The organism is Streptomyces sp. NPDC093984, from assembly GCF_044764595.1.
Lineage (GTDB): Bacteria > Actinomycetota > Actinomycetes > Streptomycetales > Streptomycetaceae > Streptomyces > Streptomyces cynarae.
Window position 1 is genome coordinate 951,638 of sequence record NZ_JBIWIM010000001.1, and the last position, 25,163, is coordinate 976,800.

At 71.6% G+C, this 25,163-nt stretch carries 22 protein-coding genes; 8 read left to right on the top strand and 14 right to left on the bottom strand.

What is annotated here, in order from left to right; translation table 11 throughout:
* Positions 1-6 precede the first annotated feature (6 nt).
* The 11 genes from ACIRC0_RS04285 to ACIRC0_RS04335 all read right to left on the bottom strand — a co-directional run bounded on the left by ACIRC0_RS04285 (position 7) and on the right by ACIRC0_RS04335 (position 13,575).
* Positions 7-2,511 carry a PQQ-dependent sugar dehydrogenase gene (locus ACIRC0_RS04285; RefSeq protein WP_403611006.1) on the bottom strand — a complete coding sequence of 835 codons (2,505 nt, stop codon included), beginning with the start codon at positions 2,509-2,511 and terminating at the stop codon, positions 7-9.
* An 85-nt stretch (positions 2,512-2,596) separates the two neighbouring features.
* Complete coding sequence (locus ACIRC0_RS04290; RefSeq protein ID WP_403611009.1) at positions 2,597-3,595, bottom strand: sugar phosphate isomerase/epimerase family protein; 999 nt, start codon at positions 3,593-3,595, stop codon at positions 2,597-2,599.
* 13 nt (positions 3,596-3,608) lie between these two features.
* The gene (locus tag ACIRC0_RS04295) at positions 3,609-4,847 is read right to left on the bottom strand and encodes a Gfo/Idh/MocA family protein (RefSeq protein WP_403611011.1); all 1,239 of its coding nucleotides are present in this window, start codon (positions 4,845-4,847) and stop codon (positions 3,609-3,611) included.
* A gap of 56 nt (positions 4,848-4,903) precedes the next feature.
* The gene (locus ACIRC0_RS04300) at positions 4,904-5,944 is read right to left on the bottom strand and encodes a substrate-binding domain-containing protein (protein WP_403611014.1); all 1,041 of its coding nucleotides are present in this window, start codon (positions 5,942-5,944) and stop codon (positions 4,904-4,906) included.
* Between the two features lie 17 nt (positions 5,945-5,961).
* Positions 5,962-6,981 (bottom strand): ABC transporter permease, encoded by a 1,020-nt coding sequence (locus ACIRC0_RS04305; protein WP_403611016.1) that lies wholly within the window; start codon positions 6,979-6,981, stop codon positions 5,962-5,964.
* Positions 6,978-8,495 carry a sugar ABC transporter ATP-binding protein gene (locus tag ACIRC0_RS04310; protein WP_403611018.1) on the bottom strand — a complete coding sequence of 506 codons (1,518 nt, stop codon included), beginning with the start codon at positions 8,493-8,495 and terminating at the stop codon, positions 6,978-6,980. The genes ACIRC0_RS04305 and ACIRC0_RS04310 overlap by 4 nt, the downstream gene beginning before the upstream one ends.
* Positions 8,496-8,616: 121 nt before the next feature.
* Positions 8,617-9,798, bottom strand: coding sequence for an ROK family protein (locus ACIRC0_RS04315; protein WP_403612695.1), 1,182 nt, complete (start codon positions 9,796-9,798; stop codon positions 8,617-8,619).
* Between the two features lie 158 nt (positions 9,799-9,956).
* The gene (locus tag ACIRC0_RS04320; protein WP_403611021.1) at positions 9,957-10,634 is read right to left on the bottom strand and encodes a GntR family transcriptional regulator; all 678 of its coding nucleotides are present in this window, start codon (positions 10,632-10,634) and stop codon (positions 9,957-9,959) included.
* A 409-nt stretch (positions 10,635-11,043) separates the two neighbouring features.
* The gene (locus tag ACIRC0_RS04325) at positions 11,044-11,991 is read right to left on the bottom strand and encodes a beta-ketoacyl-ACP synthase III (RefSeq protein ID WP_403611023.1); all 948 of its coding nucleotides are present in this window, start codon (positions 11,989-11,991) and stop codon (positions 11,044-11,046) included.
* Between the two features lie 149 nt (positions 11,992-12,140).
* Positions 12,141-12,269: a hypothetical protein gene (locus tag ACIRC0_RS04330; RefSeq protein WP_403611026.1), complete on the bottom strand. Its 129-nt coding sequence runs from the start codon at positions 12,267-12,269 to the stop codon at positions 12,141-12,143.
* On the bottom strand, positions 12,244-13,575 hold the full coding sequence (locus tag ACIRC0_RS04335; protein WP_403611028.1) for an OFA family MFS transporter: 1,332 nt from the start codon (positions 13,573-13,575) through the stop codon (positions 12,244-12,246). The genes ACIRC0_RS04330 and ACIRC0_RS04335 overlap by 26 nt, the downstream gene beginning before the upstream one ends.
* Before the next feature lie 236 nt (positions 13,576-13,811).
* Here ACIRC0_RS04335 and ACIRC0_RS04340 point away from each other — a divergent pair, with 236 nt between their 5' ends.
* From ACIRC0_RS04340 to ACIRC0_RS04365, 6 genes are all read left to right on the top strand, one after another.
* Positions 13,812-14,783, top strand: coding sequence for a 2-dehydropantoate 2-reductase (locus tag ACIRC0_RS04340; RefSeq protein ID WP_403611031.1), 972 nt, complete (start codon positions 13,812-13,814; stop codon positions 14,781-14,783).
* Positions 14,780-16,699, top strand: a complete 1,920-nt coding sequence (locus tag ACIRC0_RS04345) for a molybdopterin oxidoreductase family protein (RefSeq protein WP_403611033.1) — start codon at positions 14,780-14,782, stop codon at positions 16,697-16,699. The genes ACIRC0_RS04340 and ACIRC0_RS04345 overlap by 4 nt, the downstream gene beginning before the upstream one ends.
* A 5-nt stretch (positions 16,700-16,704) precedes the next feature.
* Complete coding sequence (locus ACIRC0_RS04350) at positions 16,705-18,528, top strand: NADH-ubiquinone oxidoreductase-F iron-sulfur binding region domain-containing protein (protein ID WP_403612697.1); 1,824 nt, start codon at positions 16,705-16,707, stop codon at positions 18,526-18,528.
* Complete coding sequence (locus ACIRC0_RS04355) at positions 18,525-19,385, top strand: 2Fe-2S iron-sulfur cluster-binding protein (protein ID WP_403611035.1); 861 nt, start codon at positions 18,525-18,527, stop codon at positions 19,383-19,385. Before ACIRC0_RS04350 ends, ACIRC0_RS04355 begins: the two co-directional genes overlap by 4 nt.
* A gap of 7 nt (positions 19,386-19,392) precedes the next feature.
* The gene (gene fdhD, locus ACIRC0_RS04360; RefSeq protein ID WP_403611038.1) at positions 19,393-20,241 is read left to right on the top strand and encodes a formate dehydrogenase accessory sulfurtransferase FdhD; all 849 of its coding nucleotides are present in this window, start codon (positions 19,393-19,395) and stop codon (positions 20,239-20,241) included.
* Between the two features lie 112 nt (positions 20,242-20,353).
* The gene (locus tag ACIRC0_RS04365) at positions 20,354-20,809 is read left to right on the top strand and encodes an SDR family oxidoreductase (RefSeq protein ID WP_403612700.1); all 456 of its coding nucleotides are present in this window, start codon (positions 20,354-20,356) and stop codon (positions 20,807-20,809) included.
* A gap of 23 nt (positions 20,810-20,832) precedes the next feature.
* Here ACIRC0_RS04365 and ACIRC0_RS04370 read toward each other — a convergent pair whose 3' ends face one another.
* Positions 20,833-21,360 (bottom strand): isochorismatase family protein, encoded by a 528-nt coding sequence (locus ACIRC0_RS04370; RefSeq protein ID WP_403611040.1) that lies wholly within the window; start codon positions 21,358-21,360, stop codon positions 20,833-20,835.
* Between the two features lie 19 nt (positions 21,361-21,379).
* Entirely contained in the window at positions 21,380-21,817 is a 438-nt protein-coding gene (locus tag ACIRC0_RS04375) for a MarR family winged helix-turn-helix transcriptional regulator (protein ID WP_403611043.1), read from the bottom strand.
* Between the two features lie 84 nt (positions 21,818-21,901).
* On the opposite strand from ACIRC0_RS04375, the gene ACIRC0_RS04380 reads away from it, so the two are divergent.
* Positions 21,902-22,819 (top strand): zinc-binding alcohol dehydrogenase family protein, encoded by a 918-nt coding sequence (locus tag ACIRC0_RS04380; protein WP_403611046.1) that lies wholly within the window; start codon positions 21,902-21,904, stop codon positions 22,817-22,819.
* 103 nt (positions 22,820-22,922) lie between these two features.
* On the opposite strand, the gene ACIRC0_RS04385 is transcribed toward ACIRC0_RS04380, so the two are convergent.
* A complete protein-coding gene (locus ACIRC0_RS04385; protein ID WP_403611049.1) occupies positions 22,923-23,936 on the bottom strand; it encodes a bile acid:sodium symporter family protein in 1,014 nt (337 codons plus the stop codon).
* A 182-nt stretch (positions 23,937-24,118) separates the two neighbouring features.
* On the opposite strand from ACIRC0_RS04385, the gene ACIRC0_RS04390 reads away from it, so the two are divergent.
* On the top strand, positions 24,119-24,982 hold the full coding sequence (locus ACIRC0_RS04390; RefSeq protein WP_403611052.1) for a LysR substrate-binding domain-containing protein: 864 nt from the start codon (positions 24,119-24,121) through the stop codon (positions 24,980-24,982).
* The last annotated feature ends 181 nt before the right edge of the window (positions 24,983-25,163 follow it).

A 25,163-nucleotide genomic window follows, 5' to 3' on the forward strand; every position in this document is an offset into this window, starting at 1 on the left:
CTCCTCTCAGCCGGTCGTGAAGGTGAAGTCGTCCACGTCGAACAGGGCTCCGGAACCGGTGCTCCCCTTGAAGACCAGGTAGAGCGTGGTGGTGCCCCTCGGTGCGCGGGACAGGTCGGCGCTGACGTCCTGGAAGTTCTCCCAGCCGCCCGTGACCGGCACGGTCGCCTGGCCGAGCAGGGTGCCCGTCGCCGAGCCCGCGCGGACCTCGAGGGTGCCGCCCGCGCCGCCGGAGGCGATGCGCGCCGTGATCTTCTTGGCGTCGCTCAGCACGTACGGCGTGAAGGAGATCCAGTCGCCGTTGTCGACGTCGCCGACCGTCTTGCCGCCGTGCGCGGTGTCCTTGGCGATCACCGAGACACCGGAGGAGGTGCTGAAGTGCTCGGCCTGACGGTGCCGGGGCTGGGCGACGCTCCGGTCGTGCGAGGTGAGCGGGGCCTGGCCGCCGCCTCCGCCGTCGGTGTACTCGGCGTCGAAGACGCCGAAGATGTTGGCGTCGTCGTCATGGCCGCCGTCCGCGCTGGTCTGGATGGTGCCGGAGCAGCCGTTCGCCGAGGTGAGCGGGTGGCCGTGGGAGTCGTGGCCGAGGACGAAGGTGACCTTGACCTTCGAGCAGTCGACGTTCGCGCCGTCCTCCGGGTCGGTGACCTTCACCTTGAACGGGATGGCGTCCCCGAAGCTGAACAACTGGCCGTCGTGGGGGAGTTCGAGCACGACCTTGGGCGCGGTGTTGCCGACGACGATCTGCACGCTCGCGCTGCCGGTGCGCCCGGAGGGGTCCTTGGCGGTCAGCGTCGCCGTGTAGGTGCCGTTCTTCCTGTACTTGTGCGTCGGGTCGGACGCTGTCGAGGTCGTCCCGTCTCCGAAGTCCCAGCTGTAGGTGAGCGCGTCGCCGTCCTGGTCGCTGGTGCCCGCGGAGGAGAACGTCACCTTCAGCGGCGCCTGCCCGGAGGTGCGGTTCGCGGCGGCCTGCGCGACCGGCGAGTGGCCGTCGGTGGCGTTCTCGATGCGGTACAGGGCCGAGTGCTCGTCGCCGCCGAACCAGGCGGTGCCGTAGTCGAGGACGTACAGGGCGCCGTCGGGCCCGAACGCCATGTCCATGATCTGGGTACCGGACCAGGGGAAGGGGTTGATGGACTGCACGGTGCCGCCGGCGTCGGTCACGATCCGCTTGATCCAGCGGCGGCCGAACTCTCCCGCGAAGAAGTTGCCGTCGTACGCCTGCGGGAACTTCACCGGTGAGTCGAGCGCCGGGTCGTAGTGGTAGACCGGGCCGCCCATCGGGGACTCGGAGCCGTCGCCGAACTCGGGCACGGACGGGCCGTTGTAGGGGATCCAGGCGGGCTGGGCCGGAGGCAGGTCGGTCAGGCCGGTGTTGTGCGGCGAGGTGTTCTTCGGCGCGGCGCAGTCGAAGCGCGCACCCGACGTCTTCGTCGCGAAGTCGTAGTCCACATAGGCGTCGTTGGCGCCGGTGCAGTACGGCCAGCCGAAGTTGCCGGGACCGGTGACACGGACGAACTCGACCTGGCCGGCGGGCCCACGGCCGGGGTCGGCGGCGCCGGCGTCGGGGCCGTAGTCACCGACGTAGAGGATGCCGGTCTGCTTGTCGACGCTGAAGCGGAACGGGTTGCGGAAGCCCATCGCGTAGATCTCGGGCCGCGTCTTGTCCGTGCCGGGCGGGAAGAGGTTGCCGTCGGGTATCGCGTACGAGCCGTCCGCGTTCACCTTGATGCGCAGGATCTTGCCGCGCAGGTCGTTGGTGTTGCCGGCCGAGCGCTGGGCGTCGAAGGCCGGGTTGCGGTCGGAGCGCTCGTCGATGGGGGTGAAGCCGTCCGACTGGAAGGGGTTGGTGTCGTCGCCGGTCGACAGATACAGGTTCCCGGCGGCGTCGAAGTCGATGTCGCCGCCGACATGGCAGCAGATGCCGCGGGAGGCGGGCACGTCGAGGATCTTCTTCTCGCTCGCCGCATCGAGTGTCCCGTCGGTCTTCAGGACGAACCGGGAGAGGCGGTTGACGCCGTCGAAGGGCGCGAAGTCGGCCGCGGTGCCGGTCTCGGGGGCGTCGCCCGCCGGGGTGTTCAGCGGGGGCGCGTAGTAGAGGTAGATGAAGCGGTTGGTGGTGAAGTCCGGGTCGACGCCGATGCCTTGGAGGCCTTCCTCGTCGTGCGAGTAGACGTCGAGCTTGCCGGCCAGGCGGGTGTTGCCCGCCGCGTCGGTGATGCGGAGTTCACCGTCGCGGGAGGTGTGGAGGACGGAGCGGTCCGGGAGGACGGCCAGCGACATGGGCTCGCCGACCTCGGCCTCGCCCTTGGCGAGGGTGACCTGCTGGAAGTCCTCCGCCGCCGCGGTCCCCGCGTCGGTGACGGCTGCGCCGGCCTGGGGGGCGACGAAGGTGAGGGACGCGCCTGCCAGCAGGGCGCCGCCGAGCAGCGCGACGGCTCTGCGCAGGGACGGGCGTCGTCTGTGGGTGGTGACTCTTCCGGTGCGGGTGGTGCGGTCGTTCCCGTGCACGAATGCCTCCAGAATGGGGCCGGTTGTACGGGCGGGTGCGGTGCGCCGGGATGCGCCGTCATCCCGGAGAGCTTGATGGGGGTGTTCAGTTGCCGAACGCCGCGTCGAACGAGGCCGACGGCGGCTCGAAGTCGTACGCCTTCAGCCGGGTCAGGGCCTCGGGGGCGCCCTGGAGCCGGTCCATGCCGGCGTCCTCCCACTCCACGGAGACGGGCCCCTGGTAGCCGATGGAGCGCAGCATCCGGAAGACGTCCTCCCAGGGGACGTCGCCGTGCCCGGCGGACACGAAGTCCCAGCCGCGGCGGGGGTCGCCCCAGGGCAGGTGGGAGCCGAGGCGGCCGTTGCGCCCGTCGAGGCGCTTGCGGGCCTCCTTGCAGTCGACGTGGTAGATCCGGTCGCGGAAGTCCCACAGGAAGCCGACCGGGTCGAGGTCCTGCCACACGAAGTGGGAGGGGTCGAAGTTCAGGCCGAAGGCGGGGCGGTGGTCGACGGCGGCCAGGGCGCGCTGCGTGGTCCAGTAGTCGTAGGCGATCTCGCTCGGGTGGACCTCGTGCGCGAACCGGACGCCCTCCGCGTCGAAGACGTCCAGGATCGGGTTCCACCGCTCGGCGAAGTCCTCGTAGCCGCGTTCGATCATCGACTCGGGGGCGGGCGGGAACATGGCGACCAGGTGCCAGATGGCGGAGCCGGTGAAGCCGATGACGGTGTCGACGCCGAAGGCGGCGGCGGCCCGCGCGGTGTCCGCGATCTCGGCGGCGGCCCGCTGCCGTACTCCCTCGGGCTCGCCGTCGCCCCAGATGCGGGCGGGCAGGATGGCCCGGTGGCGTTCGTCGATGATGGCGTCGCACACCGCCTGGCCGACGAGGTGGTTGGAGATCGCCCAGCACTTCAGGCCGTACTTGTCGAGGAGCTGATGGCGGGAGTCGACGTACGAGGGGTCGGCGAGGGCCTTGTCGACCTCGAAGTGGTCGCCCCAGCAGGCGAGTTCGAGTCCGTCGTAGCCGAAGTCGCGGGCGAGGCGGCAGACCTCCTCCAGGGGCAGGTCGGCCCACTGGCCGGTGAACAGGGTGAAGGTGCGCGGCATACGGCAGTCCCCCTCAGACCGCTATGGGCGTGTAGACGGAGTTCTTCTCGGCGCTCTCCTCCACCGCGGCGAGGACCCGCTGGACCTGCAGCCCGTCGGTGAAGGAGGGGTCGGGCGTGCTGCCCTCGGCGATCGCGTGGACGAGGTCGCGGGCCTGGTGGACGAAGGTGTGCTCGTAGCCGAGGCCGTGGCCCGGTGGCCACCAGGCGTCCAGGTAGGGGTGGTCGGGTTCGGTGACCAGGATGCGGCGGAAGCCGGCGTGCGCCTCGGGCTCGGTGGCGTCGTGGTACGACAGCTCGTTGAGCCGCTCCAGGTCGAAGGCGAGGGAGCCGCGCTCGCCGTTGAGTTCGATGCGCAGGGCGTTCTTGCGGCCGGTGGCGTACCGGGTGGCCTCGAAGGAGGCGAGGGCGCCGGAGGCGAAGCGGCCGGTGAACAGGGCGGCGTCGTCCACGGTCACCTCGCCGGTGCCGTCGGCCGATGCGGCGCTGAGCCCGGTGGTCGGGCCGTGGGGCAGCGGCCGTTGCCGGACGAAGGTCTCGGTGAGCGCTGACACGCCGGCCAGGCGTTCCCCCGCGAGGTACTGGGCGAGGTCGACGATGTGCGCGCCGAGGTCGCCGAGCGAGCCGGAGCCGGCCAGCTCCTTGCGCAGCCGCCAGGTCAGCGGGAAGGAAGGGTCGACCAGCCAGTCCTGGAGGTACGACACCCGCACGTGCCGCAGGGTGCCGATCCGGCCCTCGGCGACCATACGGCGGGCGAGCGTGGTGGCGGGGACGCGGCGGTAGTTGAAGCCGACCATCGCGCGCTGACCGCGTGCGTGGGCCGCTTCGGCCGCCGCGGCCATCGCCTCGGCCTCCTCCACGCTGTTCGCCAGCGGCTTCTCGCACAGCACGTGCTTGCCCGCCGCGAGCGCGGCCAGGGCGATCTCGGCGTGGCTGTCCCCCGGGGTGCAGATGTCGACGAGGTCGATGTCGTCCCGGGCGATCAGCGCCCGCCAGTCGGTCTCGGCCGCCGCCCAGCCGTGCCGGTCGGCCGCCGCGCGCACGGCTGCCGGGTCGCGGCCGCAGACCGCGGCCATCACCGGGCGCAGGGGCAGGTCGAAGACACGGCCCACGGTGCGCCAGCCCTGGGAGTGGGCGGCGCCCATGAAGGCGTAGCCGACCATGCCGACGCGCAGGGGCGGCTTCCCGGCGCCGGTCCCGGCAGGTGCCGGCGTCTCGCTCTCCGCGCCTTCTGAACTCTGCGGCTGTCCCATACGGAAGGTCCTCCTCGTCCTGGTGGTGGTGCGCCGTGGGGGGTGCGGGTGGAGCGTCACCTGAAGCCGGTGGGCATGTAGCGGTCGACGTTGTCCTTGTCGACGACGGCCGAATAGAGGGTGATGGAGGCCGGGATCTCGTACTCGGCGAGGCCGCCTATGCCCTTGCCCTGGCCGAGGGCGCGGGCGAGGTCGATCGCGGACGCGGCCATGGTCGGCGGGTACAGGACGGTCGCCTTCAGCACGCTGTTGTCCTGCTTGATGGCCTGGAACGCGGACAGCGCCCCGGCCCCTCCGACCATCAGGAAGTCGTCGCGCCCGGCCTGCTGGATGGCCCGCAGCGCGCCCACGCCCTGGTCGTCGTCGTGGTTCCAGAGGGCGTCGAACTTCGGCTGCGCCTGGAGCAGTTGGGCCATCTTGGCCTGCCCGGACTCGACCGTGAAGTCGGCGGCCTGACGGGCGACCTTCTTGATGTTCGGGTAGTTCTTCAGGGCGTCGTCGAAGCCCTGGGTGCGCTGCTTGGTCAGTTCCAGGTTGTCGAGGCCGGCGAGTTCGATGACGCGGGCGTTCGCCTTGCCCTTGAGCTTCTCGCCGATGTAGTGGCCGGCGCTCAGGCCCATGCCGTAGTTGTCACCGCCGATCCAGCAGCGGTAGGCCTGCGGGGTGTTGAAGACGCGGTCGAGGTTGACGACGGGGATACCCGCGCGCATCGCCTTCAGCCCGACCTGGGTGAGCGCCTTGCCGTCGGCGGGCAGCACCACCAGCACGTCGACCTTCTTGTTGATCAGCGTCTCGATCTGGCCGATCTGCGCGGCCGTGTCGTTGGAACCCTCGGTGATCTCCAGGGTCACATCGGAGTACTTCTTGGCGCGGCTCTTGGCGTTGTCGTTGATGGCGTTGAGCCAGCCGTGGTCGGCCTGCGGGCCGGCGAAGCCGATGGTGACGTGCTTGCCCGGCTTGTCGCCCGCGGCCGGTTGGTCGTTCGCGGCGGGCTTGTCGTCCTTGACCTCGTTACTCGTGCAACCCGCGAGGAAGGCACCGGCGGAGACGGCGGCGCTCCCGAAGAGCAGTCCTCTGCGACTGGTGAGTGGCGACATGGCGGTGAACCCTTTCCTCAGGTCGTGCTCGCGGTACGGCGCTGGACCAGCACGGCGGCGACGATGATCGCGCCCTTGGCGATCTGCTGGACGTCGCTCTGCAGGTTGTTCAGGGCGAAGATGTTGGTGATCGTGGTGAAGACCAGGACGCCGAGCACGGAGCCGGTGATGGTGCCGCGGCCGCCGCTGAGCAGCGTGCCGCCGATGATCGCGGCGGCGATGGCGTCGAGTTCGTACAGGTTGCCGTTGGTGTTCTGGCCCGAGCCGGACAGGATGATCAGCAGGAACGCGGCGATGCCGCAGCACAGCCCGGACAGCAGGTAGAGGTAGAGCCGCTGGCGGCGTACGTCGATGCCGGCGAGGCGGGCCGCCTCCGCGTTGCCGCCCACGGCGACGGTGCGGCGGCCGAAGGTGGTGCGGTTGAGCAGCAGCCAGCCGATGACGGTGACGACGGCGAAGACCAGGACGAGCGGGGGGATGCCGAGCACGTAGGAGTCGCGTTCGCCGAGCTTGAGGATGCCGTCGACGGTGACGATCTGCGTCTTGCCGTCGGTGATCTGCAGGGCGAGGCCGCGTGCGGAGGCCAGCATGGCGAGCGTCGCGATGAACGGGACCATGCCGCCGTAGGCGATGAGCAGGCCGTTGACCAGTCCGCAGCCCAGGCCGACGACGACAGCGGTGAAGAGGATGCCCGCGAAGCCGTACTCCTGGGTGGCGACCGTGGTCGCCCACACCGAGGCCAGCGCGACGATCGCGCCGACGGACAGGTCGATGCCGCCGGAGGTGATGACGAAGGTCATGCCGACGGTGACGACGCCGATCACGGAGGCCTGGGTGAGGACGAGCTGGAGGTTGCGGGTGTCGAGGAACTCGTCCGGTTTGGTGATCCCACCGATGAGGACGAGCGCGGCGAGCACGCCGAGGAGGGACAGGGTGCGGACGTCGGTACGGGCCACCAGGGCGCGCCACGCGGGGAGTCGGCCGACCGAGGGCAGCTTGTCGGCGGTGTCCCGCGGCGGGGAGACGGGCTGCGTCATGACACCGGGCTTCCTTCCATGACGAGGTCGAGTACACGGTGTTCGTCCAGCTCACGGGCCGGCGCGGTATGGACGACGCGGCCCTCGCGCAGGACCAGGACGCGGTCGGCGAGGCCCAGCACCTCGGGCACCTCGCTGGAGACCAGCAGCACCGCGAGGCCCTCGTCGGCCAGGCGCCGGACGACCGTGTACAGCTCGGCGCGGGCGCCGACGTCGACGCCTCGGGTCGGCTCGTCGAGCAGCAGCACGCGGCAGCCGCGCAGCAGCCAGCGGGCGAGGACGGCTTTTTGCTGGTTGCCGCCGGAGAGGGTGCGGATCGGCACGGCCGGGTTGTCGGGCCGCAGGGACAGCTCGCGGGTCGTCGCGCGCGCCGCGCCCCGTTCCGTGCCCCGGTCGATCCAGCCGCCGCGCGAGAAGCGGGACAGGGAGGAGATCGAGACGTTGCGGGTGACGGACTCCAGCATCAGCAGGGCCTGCGCCTTGCGTTCCTCCGGTGCGAGGCCCAGCCCGGCGCGCACCGCGGCGCGTACGCTGCCCGGGCGCAACGGGCGCCCGTCGACGAGGACCTGTCCGGCGGTGGGCCTGCGGGCTCCGTAGAGGGTCTCCAGGATCTCGGAGCGCCCGGAACCGACGAGCCCCGCGATGCCTACGATCTCCCCGGCGCGCACCTCGAGGTCGAGCGGCTCGAACTCGCCCTGCCGGGCCAGTCCCCGGACCTCGAGCACGGGCGTGCCGTGCGGCGGGGACGCGGGCCGCTCGGGGAAGACGTACTCGACGTTGCGTCCCGTCATCAGGGCGACGACGTCATGGGTCGGTGTGGTCTTCGCCGGCAGTCCGCCCGCGACGGCCCGCCCGTCCTTGAGGACGGTCACCCGGTCGCCGATGCGGCGGATCTCCTCCAGGCGGTGCGAGATGTAGACGACGGCGACTCCGTCGGCGGTGAGGTCGCCGACGATGCGGAACAGGTTGTCGACCTCGTCCGGGTCGAGCGCGGCGGACGGCTCGTCCATCACGATGAGCCGTACGTCGTGCGAGAGCGCCCGCGCCATGGACACGATCTGCTGCTGGGCCGCCGACAACTCGCCCACGAGGCGGGACGGGTCGATCTCCGGGTGCCCAAGTCGCTGCAGGAGTCGTGCTGTTGACGTCCGGGCCGCCTTTCGCCGTACGACGAAGCCGGCGGCCGTGGGTTCGTGGCCCAAGTGGACGTTCTCGGCCACCGAGAGGTGCTCCACCAGGTCGAGTTCCTGATAGATGGTGGCGATGCCCAGGCGCATGGCCGCGATCGGCGAGCGCAGCGTGACGGGTTCCCCGCGCCAGTGGATGGTGCCGGTGTCGGGCTGATGGGCGCCGGCGAGGACCTTGATGAGGGTGGACTTCCCGGCCCCGTTCTGGCCGAGCAGGCAGTGCACTTCACCGGCCTGGACGTCGAGGTCGACGCCGTCGAGCGCCCGGACCCCGGGGAACGACTTGGTGATGCCGGACATGCTGAGCAGCGGTGGTTCTGGTGCCATGTGGGTTCCCCTCGGCGGGCGTGCGGGCCGGTGTCAGGGCGTGCCGCCGGCGCTGGGCAGGCGGTTTCAGGGCAGGGCAGAGCAGGGCGCTGTGCTGGAGTTGCGTACGTGCGGCGGTTGCTTACGCGGGTGAGAACAGGTGGTCGCTGATGAGGCGGGCCGCGCCGATCACGCCGGCGTTCTGGCCCAGCTCGCCGAGGACGATGGGGAGATTGCCGGTCGCGAGCGGCAGTGACTGGCGGTAGACCTGGGTGCGGATCGCGGCGAGCAGGGTGTGGCCGAGGCCGGTCACCCCGCCGCCGATCACCACGAGGCCGGGGTTGAAGAAGCTGACCAGGCCGGCGATGACCTGGCCGGTTCGGGTGCCGCCCTCCCGGATGAGGTCGAGGGAGGTGGCGTCGCCCGCGGCGGCCGCGGCGGCGACGTCGGCGGCGGTGAGGGTTCCGTTCGTCTCCAGGCGGGAGGCGAGCTCCGCCGAGAGTCCCTGGTGGGCGGCCTCCAGCGCGTCACGGGCGAGCGCCGCGCCGCTGAAGTGGGCCTCCAGGCAGCCCCGGTTGCCGCAGGCGCACGGGCGTCCGTCGGGCACGGCCTGGATGTGCCCGATGTCGCCCGCGCTGCCCGTGGTGCCGCGGTAGACCTCACCGCCGACGACGATGCCGCAGCCGATACCGGTGCCGATCTTGACGCAGAGGAAGTCGCCCACGGTGCGGGCGACGCCCGCGTGCTGCTCCCCCATCGCCATCAGGTTCACGTCGTTGTCGACCATGACCGGGCAGCCGAGTTCCTGACTGAGGGCCTCCCGCACCGGGAAGCCGTCCCAGCCGGGCATGATCGGGGGCGCCACGGGGACGCCCTCGGGGAAGCGGACCGGTCCGGGGACGCCGATGCCGGCGCCGTCGAAGCCCTCCGCGAGCCCGGAGGTCCTCAACTTGGCGGCCATGGCGAGGACTTGCTCGAAGACCGCGACGGGGCCCTCGCGCACGTCCATGGTCTGGTTGAGGTGGCCGAGCACTTCCAGTTCGGCGTTGGTGACCGCGACGTCGACCGAGGTCGCGCCGATGTCGACGCCGAGGAAGCGGAGGTTGGGAGCGAGACGGATGTTGTGCGAGCGGCGGCCGCCTCGGGAGGCGGCGAGACCGTCGGCGACGACCAGTCCCGTCTCCAGGAGCCGGTCGACCTCCACGGCCAGCTTGGACCGCGACAGGTCGACCTGGTCACCCAGTTGCGCCCGGGAGTGCGGCCCCCCGTCGCGCAACAGCTTGAGCAGCCGGGCCTGGTGCGCGTTCGCGGGTCGTGCCGTCATCCGTCTCACGCGCCCCTCCCCGCCTCAATTCGGCTACCAGTTGCCGGGCTTTCGAGGGGAACGTAGCAGCGGTGGCCGAGGCTGGGAAGAAGTAGCGCATGAATTGCCGCCAACTTTCTCCACTCTCAGGACAAAGCTGGGGCTGGACCGGCCCGGGCTCAGGACTCCGACCGGGCGTGGTACGACCGCCGCGTGTGCTCGGTGTGTTCGCGCATGAGGTGGGTGGCGCGCTGTTCGTCGCGGGCCGCGATCGCCGCGATCAGCTCACGGTGTTCGATCCACGACTGCCGGCCGCGCTGCCGGGCGACCGGCGTGTAGTACCAGCGCACCCGGCGGTCGACCTGCCCCGCCAGTTCCGCGAGGACCGCGTTGCCCGCCAGCTCCATCACCTTCGCGTGGAAGCGGGCGTTGAGCGCGACCGCCCCGTCCACGTCGTCCTGCGCCACGGCCCGCTCGCCCTCGGCGCACAGCTCCTGAAGAACCGCGACGCCGGCGCTGTCCGCGTTCGCGGCGGCGAGCCGGGCGGCCTCCGCCTCCAGCAGCGTACGGACGGTGAGGAGCTGGTCGGCCTCCTCCTCCGTGGGCTCGTGCACGAACGCCCCCTGGGCGGGCCGCAGATCGACCCACCCCTCGGTGTTCAGCCGCTGCAGCGCCTCGCGCACCGGCTGCCGGGAGACCCCGAGGTGCCCGGCGAGCTCGCTCTCGACGAGGTGCTGGCCCGGCTGGAGGGCACGCGTGGTGATGAGTTCGAGCAGCGCCTCGTAGACACGGTCGCGCAACGGGCCTGGCCGCTCCAGCCTGGGCACCGCTCCCTGCGGCAGTCCTGTCGACAACATCGCGGTCCCCCTCCAGGGCAACGGCGGCGCGGTAGCCGGAAAGCCAGTATGAATTGTCTTTCGTCTACAGTCTACGGCGCACAAGGACCAGCCCTGCGGGGAGTTGGCCTCGTCACACGGCCGTCCGACGACGGCTGACGGACGACGGCTGGCGGACGACGGCTGGCGGACGACGGCTGACGGACGACGACCCGGCGCACGGCTTTCCGGCGACGGCTCGGAGGGCGGCCAAGCGCGACGACTCATGAACGAGGGCTCACGGGCGACACCACCGGCGACAATCCCCGAACGACCGCTCACGGACGACGACCACCGGCGACACCCCCGCCAAGAACGACCCCCCAACGACCGCTCACGGACGACGACCACCGGCGACACCCCCGACCAAGAACGACCCACGAACGACCGCTCACGGGCAGCGAATCACCTGTCCCGCGTACGAGAGGTTCCCTCCGAACCCGAACAGCAGCACAGGCTCACCGCTCGAGATCTCCCCGCGCTCCACGAGCTTCGACAGGGCGAGCGGGATGCTCGCCGCCGAGGTGTTCCCCGACTCGGTGACGTCGCGCGCGACGACCGCGTTCACGGCGCCCAGCTTCTCCGCGAGCGGTTCGATGATGCGCAGGTTGGCCTGGTGCAGCACGACCGCGGCGAGCTCCTCGGGCGCGATGCCGGCCCGCTCGCACACCCGGCGCGCGATGGGCGGCAGCTGGGTCGTCGCCCACCGGTACACGCTCTGCCCTTCCTGCGCGAACCGCGCAGGCGTGCCCTCGATCCGGACCGCGTGCCCCATCTCGGGCACCGAGCCCCACAGCACGGGCCCGATCCCGGGCTCCTCACCGGCGGGGCACGCCTCGACGACGGCGGCCCCCGCACCGTCCCCGACCAGCACGCACGTCGTACGGTCCGTCCAGTCCGTGACATCGGACATCTTCTCGGCGCCGATGACGAGTGCCTTGCTCGCCGCGCCCGCGCGCACGGCGTGGTCGGCGGTGGCGAGCGCGTGGGTGAAGCCGGCGCAGACGACGTTGACGTCCATCGCGGCCGGCTGCGGCATGCCGAGCCGGGCCGCGACACGGGCCGCCGTGTTCGGGGAGCGGTCGGCGGCGGTGCAGGTGGCGACCACGACGAGGTCGATGTCGCCGGGCGCCAGGCCGGCCGCCGCCAGCGCCTTGGCGGCGGCGTGCGCGGCGAGCTCGTCGACGGGCTCGTCGGCTCCGGCGATGTGGCGCGTGCGGATGCCCACCCGGGTCCTGATCCACTCGTCGCTGGTGTCGACCATGCCCGCCAGGTCCTCGTTGGTGAGCACCTTGGCGGGCTGGTAGTGGCCGACGGCGGTGATGCGTGAGCCGTTCATGGGTGGTTCCCCCTCGTGCCGTGGGTGTCGGGATCCACCAGTCTGATCAGTGACTCACGGGTAGGGCGGCAGGTGAAACGACAGGAATGGGGCGCCCGGCTTGTCGGCTTCCCGCATTTTTCGGGCGCCCGGGCATGTCCCCCGAACTGTTACCCGGTGAAGAGCTGCTTGGCCTTCAGGACGAGTTCGTACAGGCCGTAGGCCAGCGGCGCCCCCACCCACACCCAGGCGAGGGCGATCAGCGGGCGCCGGTCAGGCGGGCTGCTCTCGGCGGCCATCGGCGGCCTCCTTCGGTGCGGGGACGTGGTGGCGGGGGTGGACGGGCCGGACCAGCTCGTTGGCGGCGAAGCCGATGACGAGCAGCCCGATCATGATCATGAAGGACAGGCCGTAGAGGGACGACCCGTGCTTTCCGGCTTCCTTCTGGTGGTCGGCGATCCAGTTGACGATCAGCGGCCCGAGGACCCCGGCGGTCGACCAGGCGGTGAGCAGCCGGCCGTGGATCGCGCCGACCTGGTACGCGCCGAACAGGTCCTTCAGATAGGCGGGGATGGTCGCGAAGCCGCCGCCGTAGAAGGAGAGGATCACCAACGCACAGAGGATGAACAGGGGCTTGGAGGAGTCGCCGAACGACGCGATGAGCAGGTACATGATCGCGCCGGCGCTCAGATAGACGCGGTAGACGTTCTTGCGGCCGATCAGGTCGGAGGCCGACGACCAGCCGATCCGGCCCGCCATGTTGGCCGCGGACAGCAGGGCGACGAAGCCGGCCGCCGCGGAGGCCGACACCGGGGTGGAGGTGTCCGCGAAGAAGTCCGTGATCATCGGGGCGGCCTTCTCGAGGATGCCGATGCCGGCGGTCACGTTCATGCAGAGCACGATCCACAGGCACCAGAACTGCGGGGTGCGCACGGCGCTCCGGGCGGAGACCTGCACCCCTTCGAAGGCACTCGGCCCGACGGCTGTGCCTGCGCGGTCCTCGCTGCGCGGCACCCGTACCAGCAGGACCCCGAGCGACATGAAGACGGCGTACGACAGCCCGTGCACGAGGAAGGCGAGCGCGATCCCGGAGTGGTCGGAGCCGAAGGACTGGAGCATCTGCGCCGACCAGGGCGAGGCGATGAGCGCGCCGCCGCCGAAGCCCATGATGGCGATGCCGGTGGCCATGCCGGGCCGGTCCGGGAACCACTTGATCAGGGTGGAGACGGGTGAGATGTAGCCGATGCCGAGGCCGATGCCGCCGACGAACCCGTAGCCGAGGACGATCAGCCAGTACTGCTGTGTCTGCGCGCCCAGCGCGGAGATCAGGAAGCCGGTCGAGAAGCAGACCAGGGCGACGGTCATGGCCCAGCGCGGGCCGTTGCGTTCGACGAGCGTGCCGCCGAACGCGGCCGACAGCCCGAGCATCACGATGGCGAGCTGGAAGGGCAGCGCGCTCTGGGTGCCACTGAGATGCAGGGCGGATTCGAGCGGCGGCTTGAACACGCTCCAGGCGTAGGCCTGGCCGATGGACAGGTGGACGGAGAGGGCGGCGGGCGGCACCAGCCAGCGGCTCCATCCCGGGGGTGCGACAGGAGGGCTCATGATCCCGAACAGTAGGAAGGCGGATGGGAGTTGAGAACCCCGCGCGTCGACCGTATGCGGTGAGCGGTATCCAGGACGCGCCGAACGGTCGTGCCGCCCGGTTTCCGGCGTTGCACGGACTCTTGCCGAGCCAACTTCCATACTGTAGACAATATTTCGTCGACATACCCGTATCGACCGTCTTCGGCAGTTCTTGCCACCTCCGCGGTACTCCCTCGACCGAACGGAGTGTTCCTGTGAAAGTCGCAGTTCTCGGCGCCGGTGCGATCGGCGCCTACGTCGGCGCCGCGCTGCACCGTGCGGGCGCCGATGTGCACCTCATCGCCCGTGGACCGCATCTGGCGGCCATGAGGCGGCACGGAGTGCGGGTGCGCAGTCCGCGCGGCGACTTCACCGCGCACGCCCACGCCACCGACGACCCGGCCGAGATCGGCCCGGTCGACTATGTGTTCCTGGGTCTGAAGGCCAACTCGTACGCGGCGTGCGGGCCGCTGATCGAGCCTCTCCTGCACGACACGACGGCGGTCGTGGCCGCCCAGAACGGCATCCCCTGGTGGTACTTCCACCGCCACGGCGGCCCCTACGACGGCCGTCGCCTTCAGAGCGTGGACCCAGACGGCGCGGTCAGTGCGGTGCTCGCGCCGGAACGGGCCATCGGCTGCGTGGTGTACGCGGCGACCGAACTCGAAGGCCCCGGTGTCGTACGGCACTTGGAAGGCACCCGGTTCTCCGTCGGCGAGCCGGACCGCAGCATCTCCGAGCGCTGTCTGGCCTTCGGTGAGGCGATGCGGGCGGGCGGCCTGAAGTGCCCGGTCGAGCCGGACCTGCGCAGCGACATCTGGGTCAAGCTGCTCGGCAACATCTCCTTCAACCCGATCAGCGCGCTGGCCCGCGCCACCATGCGGCAGATGTGCCTGCACGGCGGCACCCGCAGGGTCATCGAGATCATGATGCGGGAGACGCTCACGGTCGCCGAGGCCCTCGGCTGCACGGTCGGCGTCTCCATCGAACGGCGCCTCGCGGGCGCCGAGCGGGTCGGCGACCACCGCACCTCCACGCTCCAGGACCTGGAGCGCGGCAAACCGCTCGAACTCGACGTACTCCTCGCGGCCGTCGTCGAGCTGGCGGAGATCACCGGCGTCGAGGTGCCCACCCTGCGGACCGTGCACGCCATCTCGGACCTGCTCGCGCTGAGGAGCGCCGCATGAGGAAACGCGAACCGAAGACCTACACCCGGCTCACCCACCCGCTCGTCCGCGACTCCCGCGACGAGCCCTTCCGCCCGGCGACGTGGGAGGAGGCGCTGGACCGCACCGCCCGGGGCCTGACCCGCAACCGCGGCGCGTTCGGCATGTTCTCCTGCGCCCGCGCGACCAACGAGATGAACTACGTGGCGCAGAAGTTCGCCCGGGTGGTGATGGGCACCAACAACGTCGACTCCTGCAACCGCACCTGCCACGCCCCGAGTGTCGCCGGCCTGTCGGCGGCGTTCGGCTCGGGCGGCGGGACGTCGTCGTACGAGGAGGTCGAGCACACCGACGTCATCGTGATGTGGGGCTCCAACGCCCGCTTCGCGCACCCGATCTTCTTCCAGCACGTGCTGAAGGGCATCAGGAACGGCGCGCGGATGTACGCCGTCGACCCGCGCCGCACGTCCACCGCCGAGTGGGCGGAGAGCTGGCTCGGCCTCAACGTCGGCACGGACATCCCGATGGCGCACGCGATCGGCCGCGAGATCATCCACGCGGGCCTGGTCAACGAGGCGTTCGTCGAGCGGGCCACCACCGGCTTCGAGGAGTACAAGGCGCTGGTCGAGCCGTGGACGCTGTCGCTCGCCGAGAAGGTGACGGGCGTACCGGCCCGCGCCATCCGCGAGCTGGCCCACGCCTACGCCCGCGCCGAGCGCGCCCAGCTGTGCTGGACCCTCGGCATCACCGAGCACCACAACGGCACCGACAACGTCCGCGCGCTGATCAACCTGTCCCTGCTCACCGGTCACGTGGGACGCCACGGCTCCGGGCTGCAACCCCTGCGCGGCCAGAACAACGTGCAGGGCGGCGGCGACATGGGGGCGATCCCGAACCGCCTGCCCGGCTTCCAGGACATCCTCGACCCCGAGGCGCGCCACCGGTTCGAGTCCGCCTGGGACACCGTCATCCAGCCGCACTACGGGCTGAACCTGACGGAGATGTTCGAGGCGATGGAGGAGGGCTCGCTCCGGGCGGTCTACTGCATCGGGGAGAACCCGGCGCAGTCGGAGGCGGACAGCGAACAGGCCGTGCGGCGGCTGCGGCAGCTCGACTTCCTCGTCGTGCAGGACATCTTCCTGACGAAGACGGCCGAGCTGGCGGACGTGGTGCTGCCGGCGACGGCCGGCTGGGCGGAGACCGAGGGCACGACGACGAACAGCGAGCGCCGGGTGCAGCGGGTACGGCGTGCGGTCACGCCGCCCGGTGAGGCCCGCGAGGACATCGACATCCTCTGCGACCTGGCGGCACGCCTCGGCCACGAGTGGAAGTACGCCGACGCGCAGGCCGTGTGGAACGAGCTGCGGTCGGTGTCGCCGGACCACTACGGGATGACGTACGCGCGCCTGGAGGAGCACCAGGGCATCCAGTGGCCGTGCCCGAGCACGGACCGGCTGGAACCCACCTACCTGCACGGCCGGTTGTGGGAGAAGGACCCGGAAAGGCGCGGCACGCCCGCGCCGTTCGGGATGGTCCGGCACGACCCACCTGTCGACCTCACCGACGAGCAGTACCCGATCCGGCTGACCACCGGGCGGCGGCTCGACTCGTACAACACCGGGGTGCAGAGCGGCGGTTACGCCTCCCCCCTCCGGCGCGGCGAGTACGTGGAGCTGTGCCCCGAGGACGCCGAGCGCTACGGGGTCGTCGTCGGCGAGGAGGTGCGGGTGACCTCGCGGCGCGGATCCGTGGTCGCCCCGGTGTGGGTCGACACCGGCCTCAGGCCCGGGCTCGCCTTCATGACGATGCACTTCCCCGACGAGGTGGACACCAACCAGCTGACGATCGAGGCGAACTGCCCCATCGCCGGCACGGCGGAGTTCAAGGCGTCGGCGATCCGGATCGAGAAGCTGCCCGTCGCGACCATCGTGAGGTGACGCAAGTGGACCTGCACTTCGGTGACAGCAAGCCGACTGACGAGGAACGGGCGGCCGTCGACGCCCTGTTGGGCCCGCCGGAGTCCTCGTGGGAGGGCGCCGACCGTACGGACGCCGACCTGAGGTGGGCCCGCGGCGGGCGCGCGGCCCGGGACCGCCGCGACCTGCTGTTGCCGGGGCTGCACGCGCTCAACGACCGGGTCGGCTGGATCAGCGAGGGCGGCCTCGACTACCTGTGCCGGCGGCTGACCGTGCCGCCGGCGGAGGCGTATGGCGTGGCCACGTTCTACGCGATGTTCTCGGTCGGGCCCCGCCCGGCGACCGTGCTGCACGTCTGCACGGACCTGGCCTGCGCGGCCGCCGGGGCGGGCGAGTTGTGCGCCGGTGCGGAGGCGCGGCTCGGCCCGGGCAGCGGGGTGAGCGTCGAGCGCAGCCCCTGCCTGGGCCTGTGCGAACGCGCCCCGGCGGCACTCGCGATCAGGGCGGGCGACCCGGTGCGTACGGCGGTGGCGGCGCCGGGAACGGTGGAGGGGGCCGTCCTCGCCGCCACCGCGCCCGACTCGGCGCCTCAGGAGCCGCCGGCGGCGATGGCGGTGCCCCAGGCCGGAGACCCGTCGTTGATCCTGCTGCACCGGGTCGGCGTCGTCGATCCGTCCTCCCTTGACGACTACCGCGCCCACGGCGGCTACACGGCCCTGCGCCGGGCCTTCGCACTCGGCCCCGCCGGGGTGATCCGGGAGGTCACCGACTCCGGTCTGCTCGGGCGTGGCGGCGCGGCCTTCCCCACCGGCCGCAAGTGGCAGGCCACCGCGTCCCAGCCCGACCACCCGCACTACCTCGTGTGCAACGCCGACGAATCCGAGCCGGGCACCTTCAAGGACCGCGTGCTCATGGAGGGCGACCCGTACGCGCTCGTCGAGGCGATGACGATCGCGGGGTACGCGATCGGAGCGCACCGGGGCTATCTGTATCTGCGCGGCGAGTACCCGCGGGCACTGCGCCGCCTGGAGCACGCCCTGGCGCAGGCACGCGCGCGGGGCCTGCTCGGTGACGACGTCCTCGGCCAGGGATACGCCTTCGACATCGAGATCAGGCGGGGCGCGGGCGCCTACATCTGCGGGGAGGAGACGGCCCTGTTCAACTCCATCGAGGGGTACCGCGGCGAGCCGCGTTCGAAGCCGCCGTTCCCCGTGGAGAAGGGCCTGTTCGGCAAGCCGACCGTGGAGAACAACGTCGAGACCCTGGTCAATGTGCTGCCGATCCTCACGATGGGCGCGTCCGCGTACGCGGCGATCGGCACGGAGACGTCCACAGGGCCGAAGCTGTTCTGCGTGTCGGGCAGCGTGGAGCGGCCGGGGGTCTACGAGCTTCCGTTCGGCGCCACGCTCGGCGAACTGCTGACGCTCGCGGGTGCGCGGGAGCGGTTGCGCGCGGTGCTGCTGGGCGGTGCGGCCGGCGGGTTCGTACGCCCCGACGAGCTGGACATCCCGCTCACCTTCGAAGGCACGCGGCAGGCGGGCACGACGCTCGGCTCGGGCGTCGTCATGGCCTTCGACGACACCCTCCCCCTTCCCCGGCTGCTGCTGCGCATCGCGCAGTTCTTCCGCGACGAGTCGTGCGGGCAGTGCGTGCCGTGCCGGGTGGGGACCGTGCGGCAGCAGGAGGCGCTCCAGCGGATCGTGGAGCGTACGGGCGCCGACGCCGCCGACGACATCGCCCTGCTCCGGGAGGTCGGCCGCGCGATGCGGGACGCCTCGATCTGCGGTCTGGGGCAGACCGCGTGGAACGCCGTGGAATCCGCCATCGACCGTCTGGGGGCGTACGCATGACCGCGATACCGCTGGGGGTGCCGCGCAGGCTCGTCGAGTTCACTCTCGACGGGCAGAAGGCCAGGGTGCCCGAGGGCTCGACGATCCTGGACGCGTGCCGTGCCGCCGGGAAGGACGTGCCGACCCTCTGCCAGGGCGACACGCTCACCCCGAAGAACGCCTGCCGCGTCTGCGTGGTCGAGGTGGAGGGGTCGAGGACCCTCGTCCCGGCCTGCTCGCGGAAGGCCGAGCCGGGCATGGAGGTGCGGACCGGCACCGAGCGCACCCGGCACAGCCGGAAGGTCGTGCTCGAACTGCTCGCGTCCTCGGTGGACCTGTCCACCACGCCGGGGGCCGCCGAGTGGATCAAGGAGTACGAGGCGAAACCGGACCGCTTCGGCCCGGACGCGGCCCGCGTCGACGAGCAGCCGAGGATCGACAACGACCTGTACGTGCGCGACTACGACAAGTGCATCCTCTGTTACAAGTGCGTGGACGCGTGCGGCGAGCAGTGGCAGAACACCTTCGCCATCTCCGTCACCGGGCGCGGCTTCGACGCCCGGATCGCCGTGGAGCACGACGCGCCGCTGACCGACTCGGCGTGCGTGTACTGCGGCAACTGCATCGAGGTGTGCCCGACGGGCGCGCTGTCGTTCAGGTCGGAGTTCGACATGCGCGCGGCGGGTACGTGGGACGAGTCGGCGCAGACGCGGACCACCACGGTCTGCGCCTACTGCGGTGTGGGCTGCAACCTCACGCTGCACGTGCAGGACAATGAGATCGTGAAGGTCACCTCCCCGCACGACAACCCGGTGACCCACGGCAACCTCTGCATCAAGGGCCGTTTCGGCTACCAGCACGTACAGAACCGGGGCTGATCAGGACATGGGACGAGTCACGGAACGACGCAAGGTGATCCGCATCCGGGACGGGGCGGTCTCCACCCGGCCGGACACGCTGGTCGCCGAGGAGCCGCTGGAGATCCGGCTCAACGGCAAGCCGCTGGCGATCACCATGCGCACACCCGGCGACGACTTCGCGCTCGCCGCCGGGTTCCTGGTCAGCGAGGGCGTGCTGGCAGACCACCGTGACCTGCAGAACATCGTCTACTGCGCGGGCGCCACCGTGGACGGCTCCAACACCTACAACGTGGTGGACGTGAAGACGGCGCCCGGTGTCGCGATCCCGGACATCACGCTGGAGCGCAACGTCTACACGACGTCCTCCTGCGGCCTGTGCGGCAAGGCCAGCCTGGACGCGGTCCGTACGACGGCGCGCTGGCCGATCGCGGACACGCCCCCGGTGCGGGTGGAGCCGGAACTGCTGGCGAGCCTCCCGGACCGGCTGCGCGCGGCCCAGCGGGTCTTCGACCGGACCGGGGGCCTGCACGCGGCGGCCCTGTTCGCCGAGGACGGCGAGCTGCTCGACGTGCGGGAGGACGTGGGCCGGCACAACGCGGTGGACAAACTGGTCGGCCGCGCCCTGCAGAACGGGGACCTGCCGCTGTCCCGCGCGATCCTGCTGGTGTCGGGCCGGGCCTCCTTCGAGCTGGCGCAGAAGGCCGTGATGGCGGGCATCCCGGTCCTCGCCGCCGTCTCGGCACCCTCCTCGCTGGCCGTGGACCTGGCCGCGGAGACCGGGCTGACCCTGGTGGGCTTCCTGCGGGGCAGCTCCATGAACGTGTACGCGGGCGAGGACCGCATCGCCCTGCGGGCCACTGCCGCCCAGGGCTGACCGCCTCCCCGCGACACGGCGGCGGGGACCCCGGCCGGCGGGGAGCGCCCCCTGCGCCGCCGGGGCCCGCTGTGCCCTCACGCCCGAAGCAGCGGACCTTGCGCGGGTCGAGATCTCGGGTCGCCCTTTCCGCCGTTCCGGTGGCGATGCCTTCCGGGTATCGCCGCGTACGGGCGCGTACGCGGCCGTCAAGCACGGCGCGCCCTCGATCCGCAAGGGCGGCTCCGTGGTGCTGACCACCGGGATCGCGGGGCAGCGCCCGCTGCCGGGCACGACCGTCGCGGCGAGCCTGTGCGGGGCGATGGAGTCGCTCACCCGGGCGCTGGCCGCCCTGGAGCTCGCCCCGATCCGGGTCAACGTGGTCTCCCCCGGCGTGGTCCACACCGAGCTGTGGCGGGACATGACCGAGGAGGACCGGCGCGGCCTGTTCGAGTCGAGCGCGGCCGCGCTGCCCGTCGGCCGGGTGGGCACGCCGGAGGACGTGGCGGAGGCGTACTTGTATCTGATGCGCGGCGGCTACAGCACGGGCTCGGTGGTGGTCGTGGACGGCGGCGGGCTGCTGGTCTGAGAGCCTCGGACACCGGCCCGGTGTCAACCGGTCGTGAACCGCACCTGCGAGGCGGCCACGACCGATCCGAGGCGCGGGAAGTCCAGCCCGACCGACGCCTGGTGCTCGGCGGCGGTGAAGGCTGCCATGGCGTCCTCGACGAAGACGAGGTCGTAACCGAGGTCGGCGGCGGCACGGGCGGTGGACTCCACGCCGAGGTTGGTGGCGATGCCGCCGAACACCAGAGTGGTGATGCCGCGTTCACGCAGGCGCTCGTCCAGACCGGTGCCCTGGAAGCCGCCGATCGTCCGCTTCACCACCTCGAGGTCACCGTCCCGGAGCAGGCCGGCCACCAGGCCGCTGCCGGGCGGCTGTTCGGCGACGCCGGGACGCTCGACGCGGATGAGGACGACGGGAGCGCCGGCCGAGCGGAAGGCGTCCGCCAGCCCCTCGGCCGTGGCGAGGACGTCCGTGCCCTTGCGTGGCTCCAGAGGCAGGGCGACGATGCGGTCCATCAGGTCGACGAGCACGAGGGCCGTGCGCGCCGGATCGAGTGCGTCAGCTGCGGTCATGACGGAACGTTAGCCGCCGTCAGCCGTCCGTACCGGAAATACGGATCAACAGATCCGTGAACCGGTCGCGTTCGGCCGCGGAGAGCGGGGCGAGCAGTGTGTCGTTCGCCTCGCGGGCCGCCTTCTCGCAGCGCTTCAGCAGCCGGGCGCCCTCCTCGGTGAGCGACACCGCGTTCTTGCGGCGGTCCCTGGGGTCGGGCTCGCGCAGGACGAGACCCGCCGCCTGCAGGTCGTTGAGGATGCCGACCAGGTCCTTCGGGTCGAGCGCGATGCCGCGGCCGAGGTCGGCCTGGGCGACCGGGGCGAGGTCGCGAATGGCGGAGAGCACCACGTGGTGCCACATCTTCATGCCCTCGGCGGCGAGGGCGTCGGCCACCAGGGCGCGACCGCGGGCGGCGGCACGGCCGAGGAGCCAGCTCGGCAGGGAGCGGATCGCGGGGAGGGGTGCTTCGGCCATGGCCGCAGCCTAGCGAAAAAATCGTCGGGAGTCCCTACGGGTTTCGCGATACCGTTGGGGCTCCCAACGATTGCTGGAGGTGCGATGCGTCGCGTCCGGTACGAGTCCACCGGCGGCCCCCTGTTCCTGGAGGAGGCGCCCGTCCCCGAGGCGGGCTTCGGCGAACTCCTCGTGCGCTGCGAGGCCGTCGGGGTCACGCTGCCCGTCGTGCGCAAGGTCACCGAGGCCGCCGAGCCGATCGCGCTCGGCGGCGAGATCGCCGGCGAGGTGGTCGCGGCCGGCGCCGGTGTCACCCGCTTCCGGACCGGCGACCGGGTGACGGGACTGTGCTTCGGGCACGGTTATGCCGACTTCGCCGTCCTGCACGAGGCCATGGCCTCTCCGGTCCCCGGCACGGCGAGCGCCGTAGAGGCCGTCGCGCTGGTCCGCAGCGGGCTGGTCGCGCTCGGCGCGCTTCAGGCGGCACGCCCCGAGCCGGGCGAGTCGGCCCTGGTCACGGCGGCGGCGAGCGGCGTCGGCCATCTCGCCGTGCAGTTGGCCCGGGTGCGCGGGGCGTCCCGCGTCGTCGGCGCCGTGTCCCGCGCCGGCAAGGCGGAATTCGTGCGCGCGCTCGGCGCCGACGAGGTGGTCGCCTACGACGCCCCCGAGTGGGGTGAGCCCGTCGACTACGCCCTCGACGCGGTGGGCGGCGACCTGCTCCGCCCGGCCGTCGCCGCGCTCGCGCCGGGCGGCCGGCTCGTCGCGTACAGCTCGGGCGGCGGGACCGTTCAGGCGTACGACCTGCTAGTGGGTGCCAAGTCCGTGATCGGCTTCCAGATGGCGCGGATCGCCCGCGGGAAGCCGGAGCTGTACGAGCGGTGGCGGCAGGAGCTGTGGCGGCTGTTCGCCGAGGGTGCGCTGAAGCCCGTCGTGCACGCCGAGTTCCCGCTGGAGGAGGCGGCGAAGGCACACGCGGTCATCGAGTCGCGCGGCAACCTCGGCAAGGTGGTGCTGCGCCCCTGAGCCGCCAGTGGCCGAACGATGGCGGTCCGGACGCAAGCCGGCCCGCAACGGACCACCGTGCCTCGGGCACCAAGGGCCTCGCCACGGTCGGCGCGGGTGAACCTCAGCCGGAACGGGTCGCCGTACCGACCGCGGTTCGTGATGCCGCGGCCGGCTCCGGGTCGAGCGCCGGGCTGTCGGCGTCGTGGGCGCGCCGCTTGGCGATCACCGCGCAGACCATCAGCTGCATCTGGTGGAAGAGCATCAGCGGGAGCACGGCGAGGGAGGCCTGTGCGCCGAACAGGACGCTCGCCATGGGGAGCCCGGAGGCGAGGGACTTCTTCGACCCGGCGAACTGGATCGCGATCCGGTCCTCCCGGCCGAAGCCGAGGGCGCGGCCGCCGTACCAGGTCAGCGCCAGCATCACGGCGAGCAGCGCGGCCTCGACGACGAGCAGGCCGCCGAGCCGGAGCGGGCTCACCTGGTGCCAGATGCCGCGCACCATGCCCTCGCTGAACGCGGTGTAGACGACCAGCAGGATCGAGCCGCGGTCGACGAGCCCGAGCACCTTCTTGTGCCGGGTGACGAACCCCCCGATCCAGCGCCGCAGGAGCTGTCCCGCGAGGAACGGCACCAGCAGTTGCAGCACGATCTCGACGAGCGAGTCCGCCGAGAATCCGCCGCCGCTGCTGCCCAGCAGGGCCGCCGCGAGCAGCGGGGTGACGACGATGCCGACGAGGGAGGAGAAGGAGCCCGCGCAGATCGCGGCGGGCACGTTGCCGCGGGCCATCGAGGTGAACGCGATCGACGACTGGATGGTGGAGGGGACGAGGGTGAGGAAGAGCAGCCCGGTGTAGAGGTTGTGCGTCAGGAACACCGGCACCAGGCCGCGGGCCGCCAGACCCAGCAGCGGGAAGATCACGAAGGTGCAGGCGAGCACGGTGACGTGGAGCCGCCAGTGCCGGAGTCCCTCCAGCGCCTCACGGGTGGAGAGCCGGGCCCCGTACAGGAAGAAGAGGAAGGCGATCGCGGCCGTGGAGGCACCGGAGGTGACGCTCGCGGCCGTGCCCCGCGCCGGGACGAGGGCGGCGAGCCCCACGGTCCCCAGCAACAGGAGGATGTACGGATCGACGGGCATCCGACGCGGCCATCGCAGGCGTTTCACAGTGCTCCACTACTTCGCTGTACGTCCGGCGCAGGGGCACGATCGTGCCCGGTGCGGGGCACGGTCGTGCCCTCTCCATCGTCCTCCCCAGGCGGGTGATCGGGAATCTGTCATACCGCTCTGACTGTCATCGTGTTCCGCGATAACCTTCAGCCATGTACGACCCCTCCCACCTGCGTACGTTCCTCGCGGTGGCCCAGACACTGAGCTTCACGCAGGCCGCCCGACGGCTGGGGCTGCGCCAGTCCACGGTGAGCCAGCACGTGCGGCGACTGGAGGACGCGACCGGGCGCCCGCTCTTCCTGCGGGACACGCACTCCGTGGAGCTGACCGAGGACGGCGAGGCGATGCTCGGCTTCGCACGGCGGATCCTGGAGGTGCACGAGCAGGCGACGGCGTTCTTCACCGGGACCCGGCCGCGCGGCCGGCTGCGGTTCGGCGCCTCCGAGGACTTCGTGCTCACCCGGCTGCCGGAGATCCTCGAGGGCTTCCGGTACGAGCACCCCGAGGTGGATCTGGAGCTGACGGTCGAGCTGTCGGGCACGCTGCACGAACGGCTGGCGGCGGGCCGGCTCGACCTGGTGCTGGCCAAGCGGCGCCCCGAGGACAGCCGCGGCGAACTGGTCCGGCACGACAAGCTGGTGTGGATCGGTGCGGAGCGGCTGCGCCTGGACCCCGACCGCCCGGTTCCGCTGATCGTCTACCCGCCGCCGGGCATCACCCGCGCCCGCGCCCTTCAGGCCCTGGAGAAACAGGGCCGGCCCTGGCGCATCACCTGCACGAGCGGCAGCCTCAACGGACTGATCGCGGCGGCCCGCGCCGGCCTCGGCGTGATGGCCCACTCCCGGGGCCTCATCCCTCCGGGCCTGGTCAGGATCCCCGAGCGTGCGGGCTTGCCGGACCTGGGCGAGGTCGACTTCGTCCTGGTCCACGGAGAGCGCCTGGGCCCCGCCCACAGCGCGGCGCAGGCGCTGGCGGCGACGATCCTCGCGGGCGGCGACCGGCTGCACCGACGGTAGTCACCGCACCGGCCGCGGATGAGCTCCACCCTGGCGGGCGGCGGCGCCAGGGCGCTGCGGCACGTTCTCCGAGCACGCCCTGGGCACCGCCTTCGCCTCCGGACCCGACGCGGCGCTCGGGACGGCCGGCGTGGTGGGGCTGGCCGCGGGGGCGGCCGTGCTGGTTCTGGTGCGAAGGCCG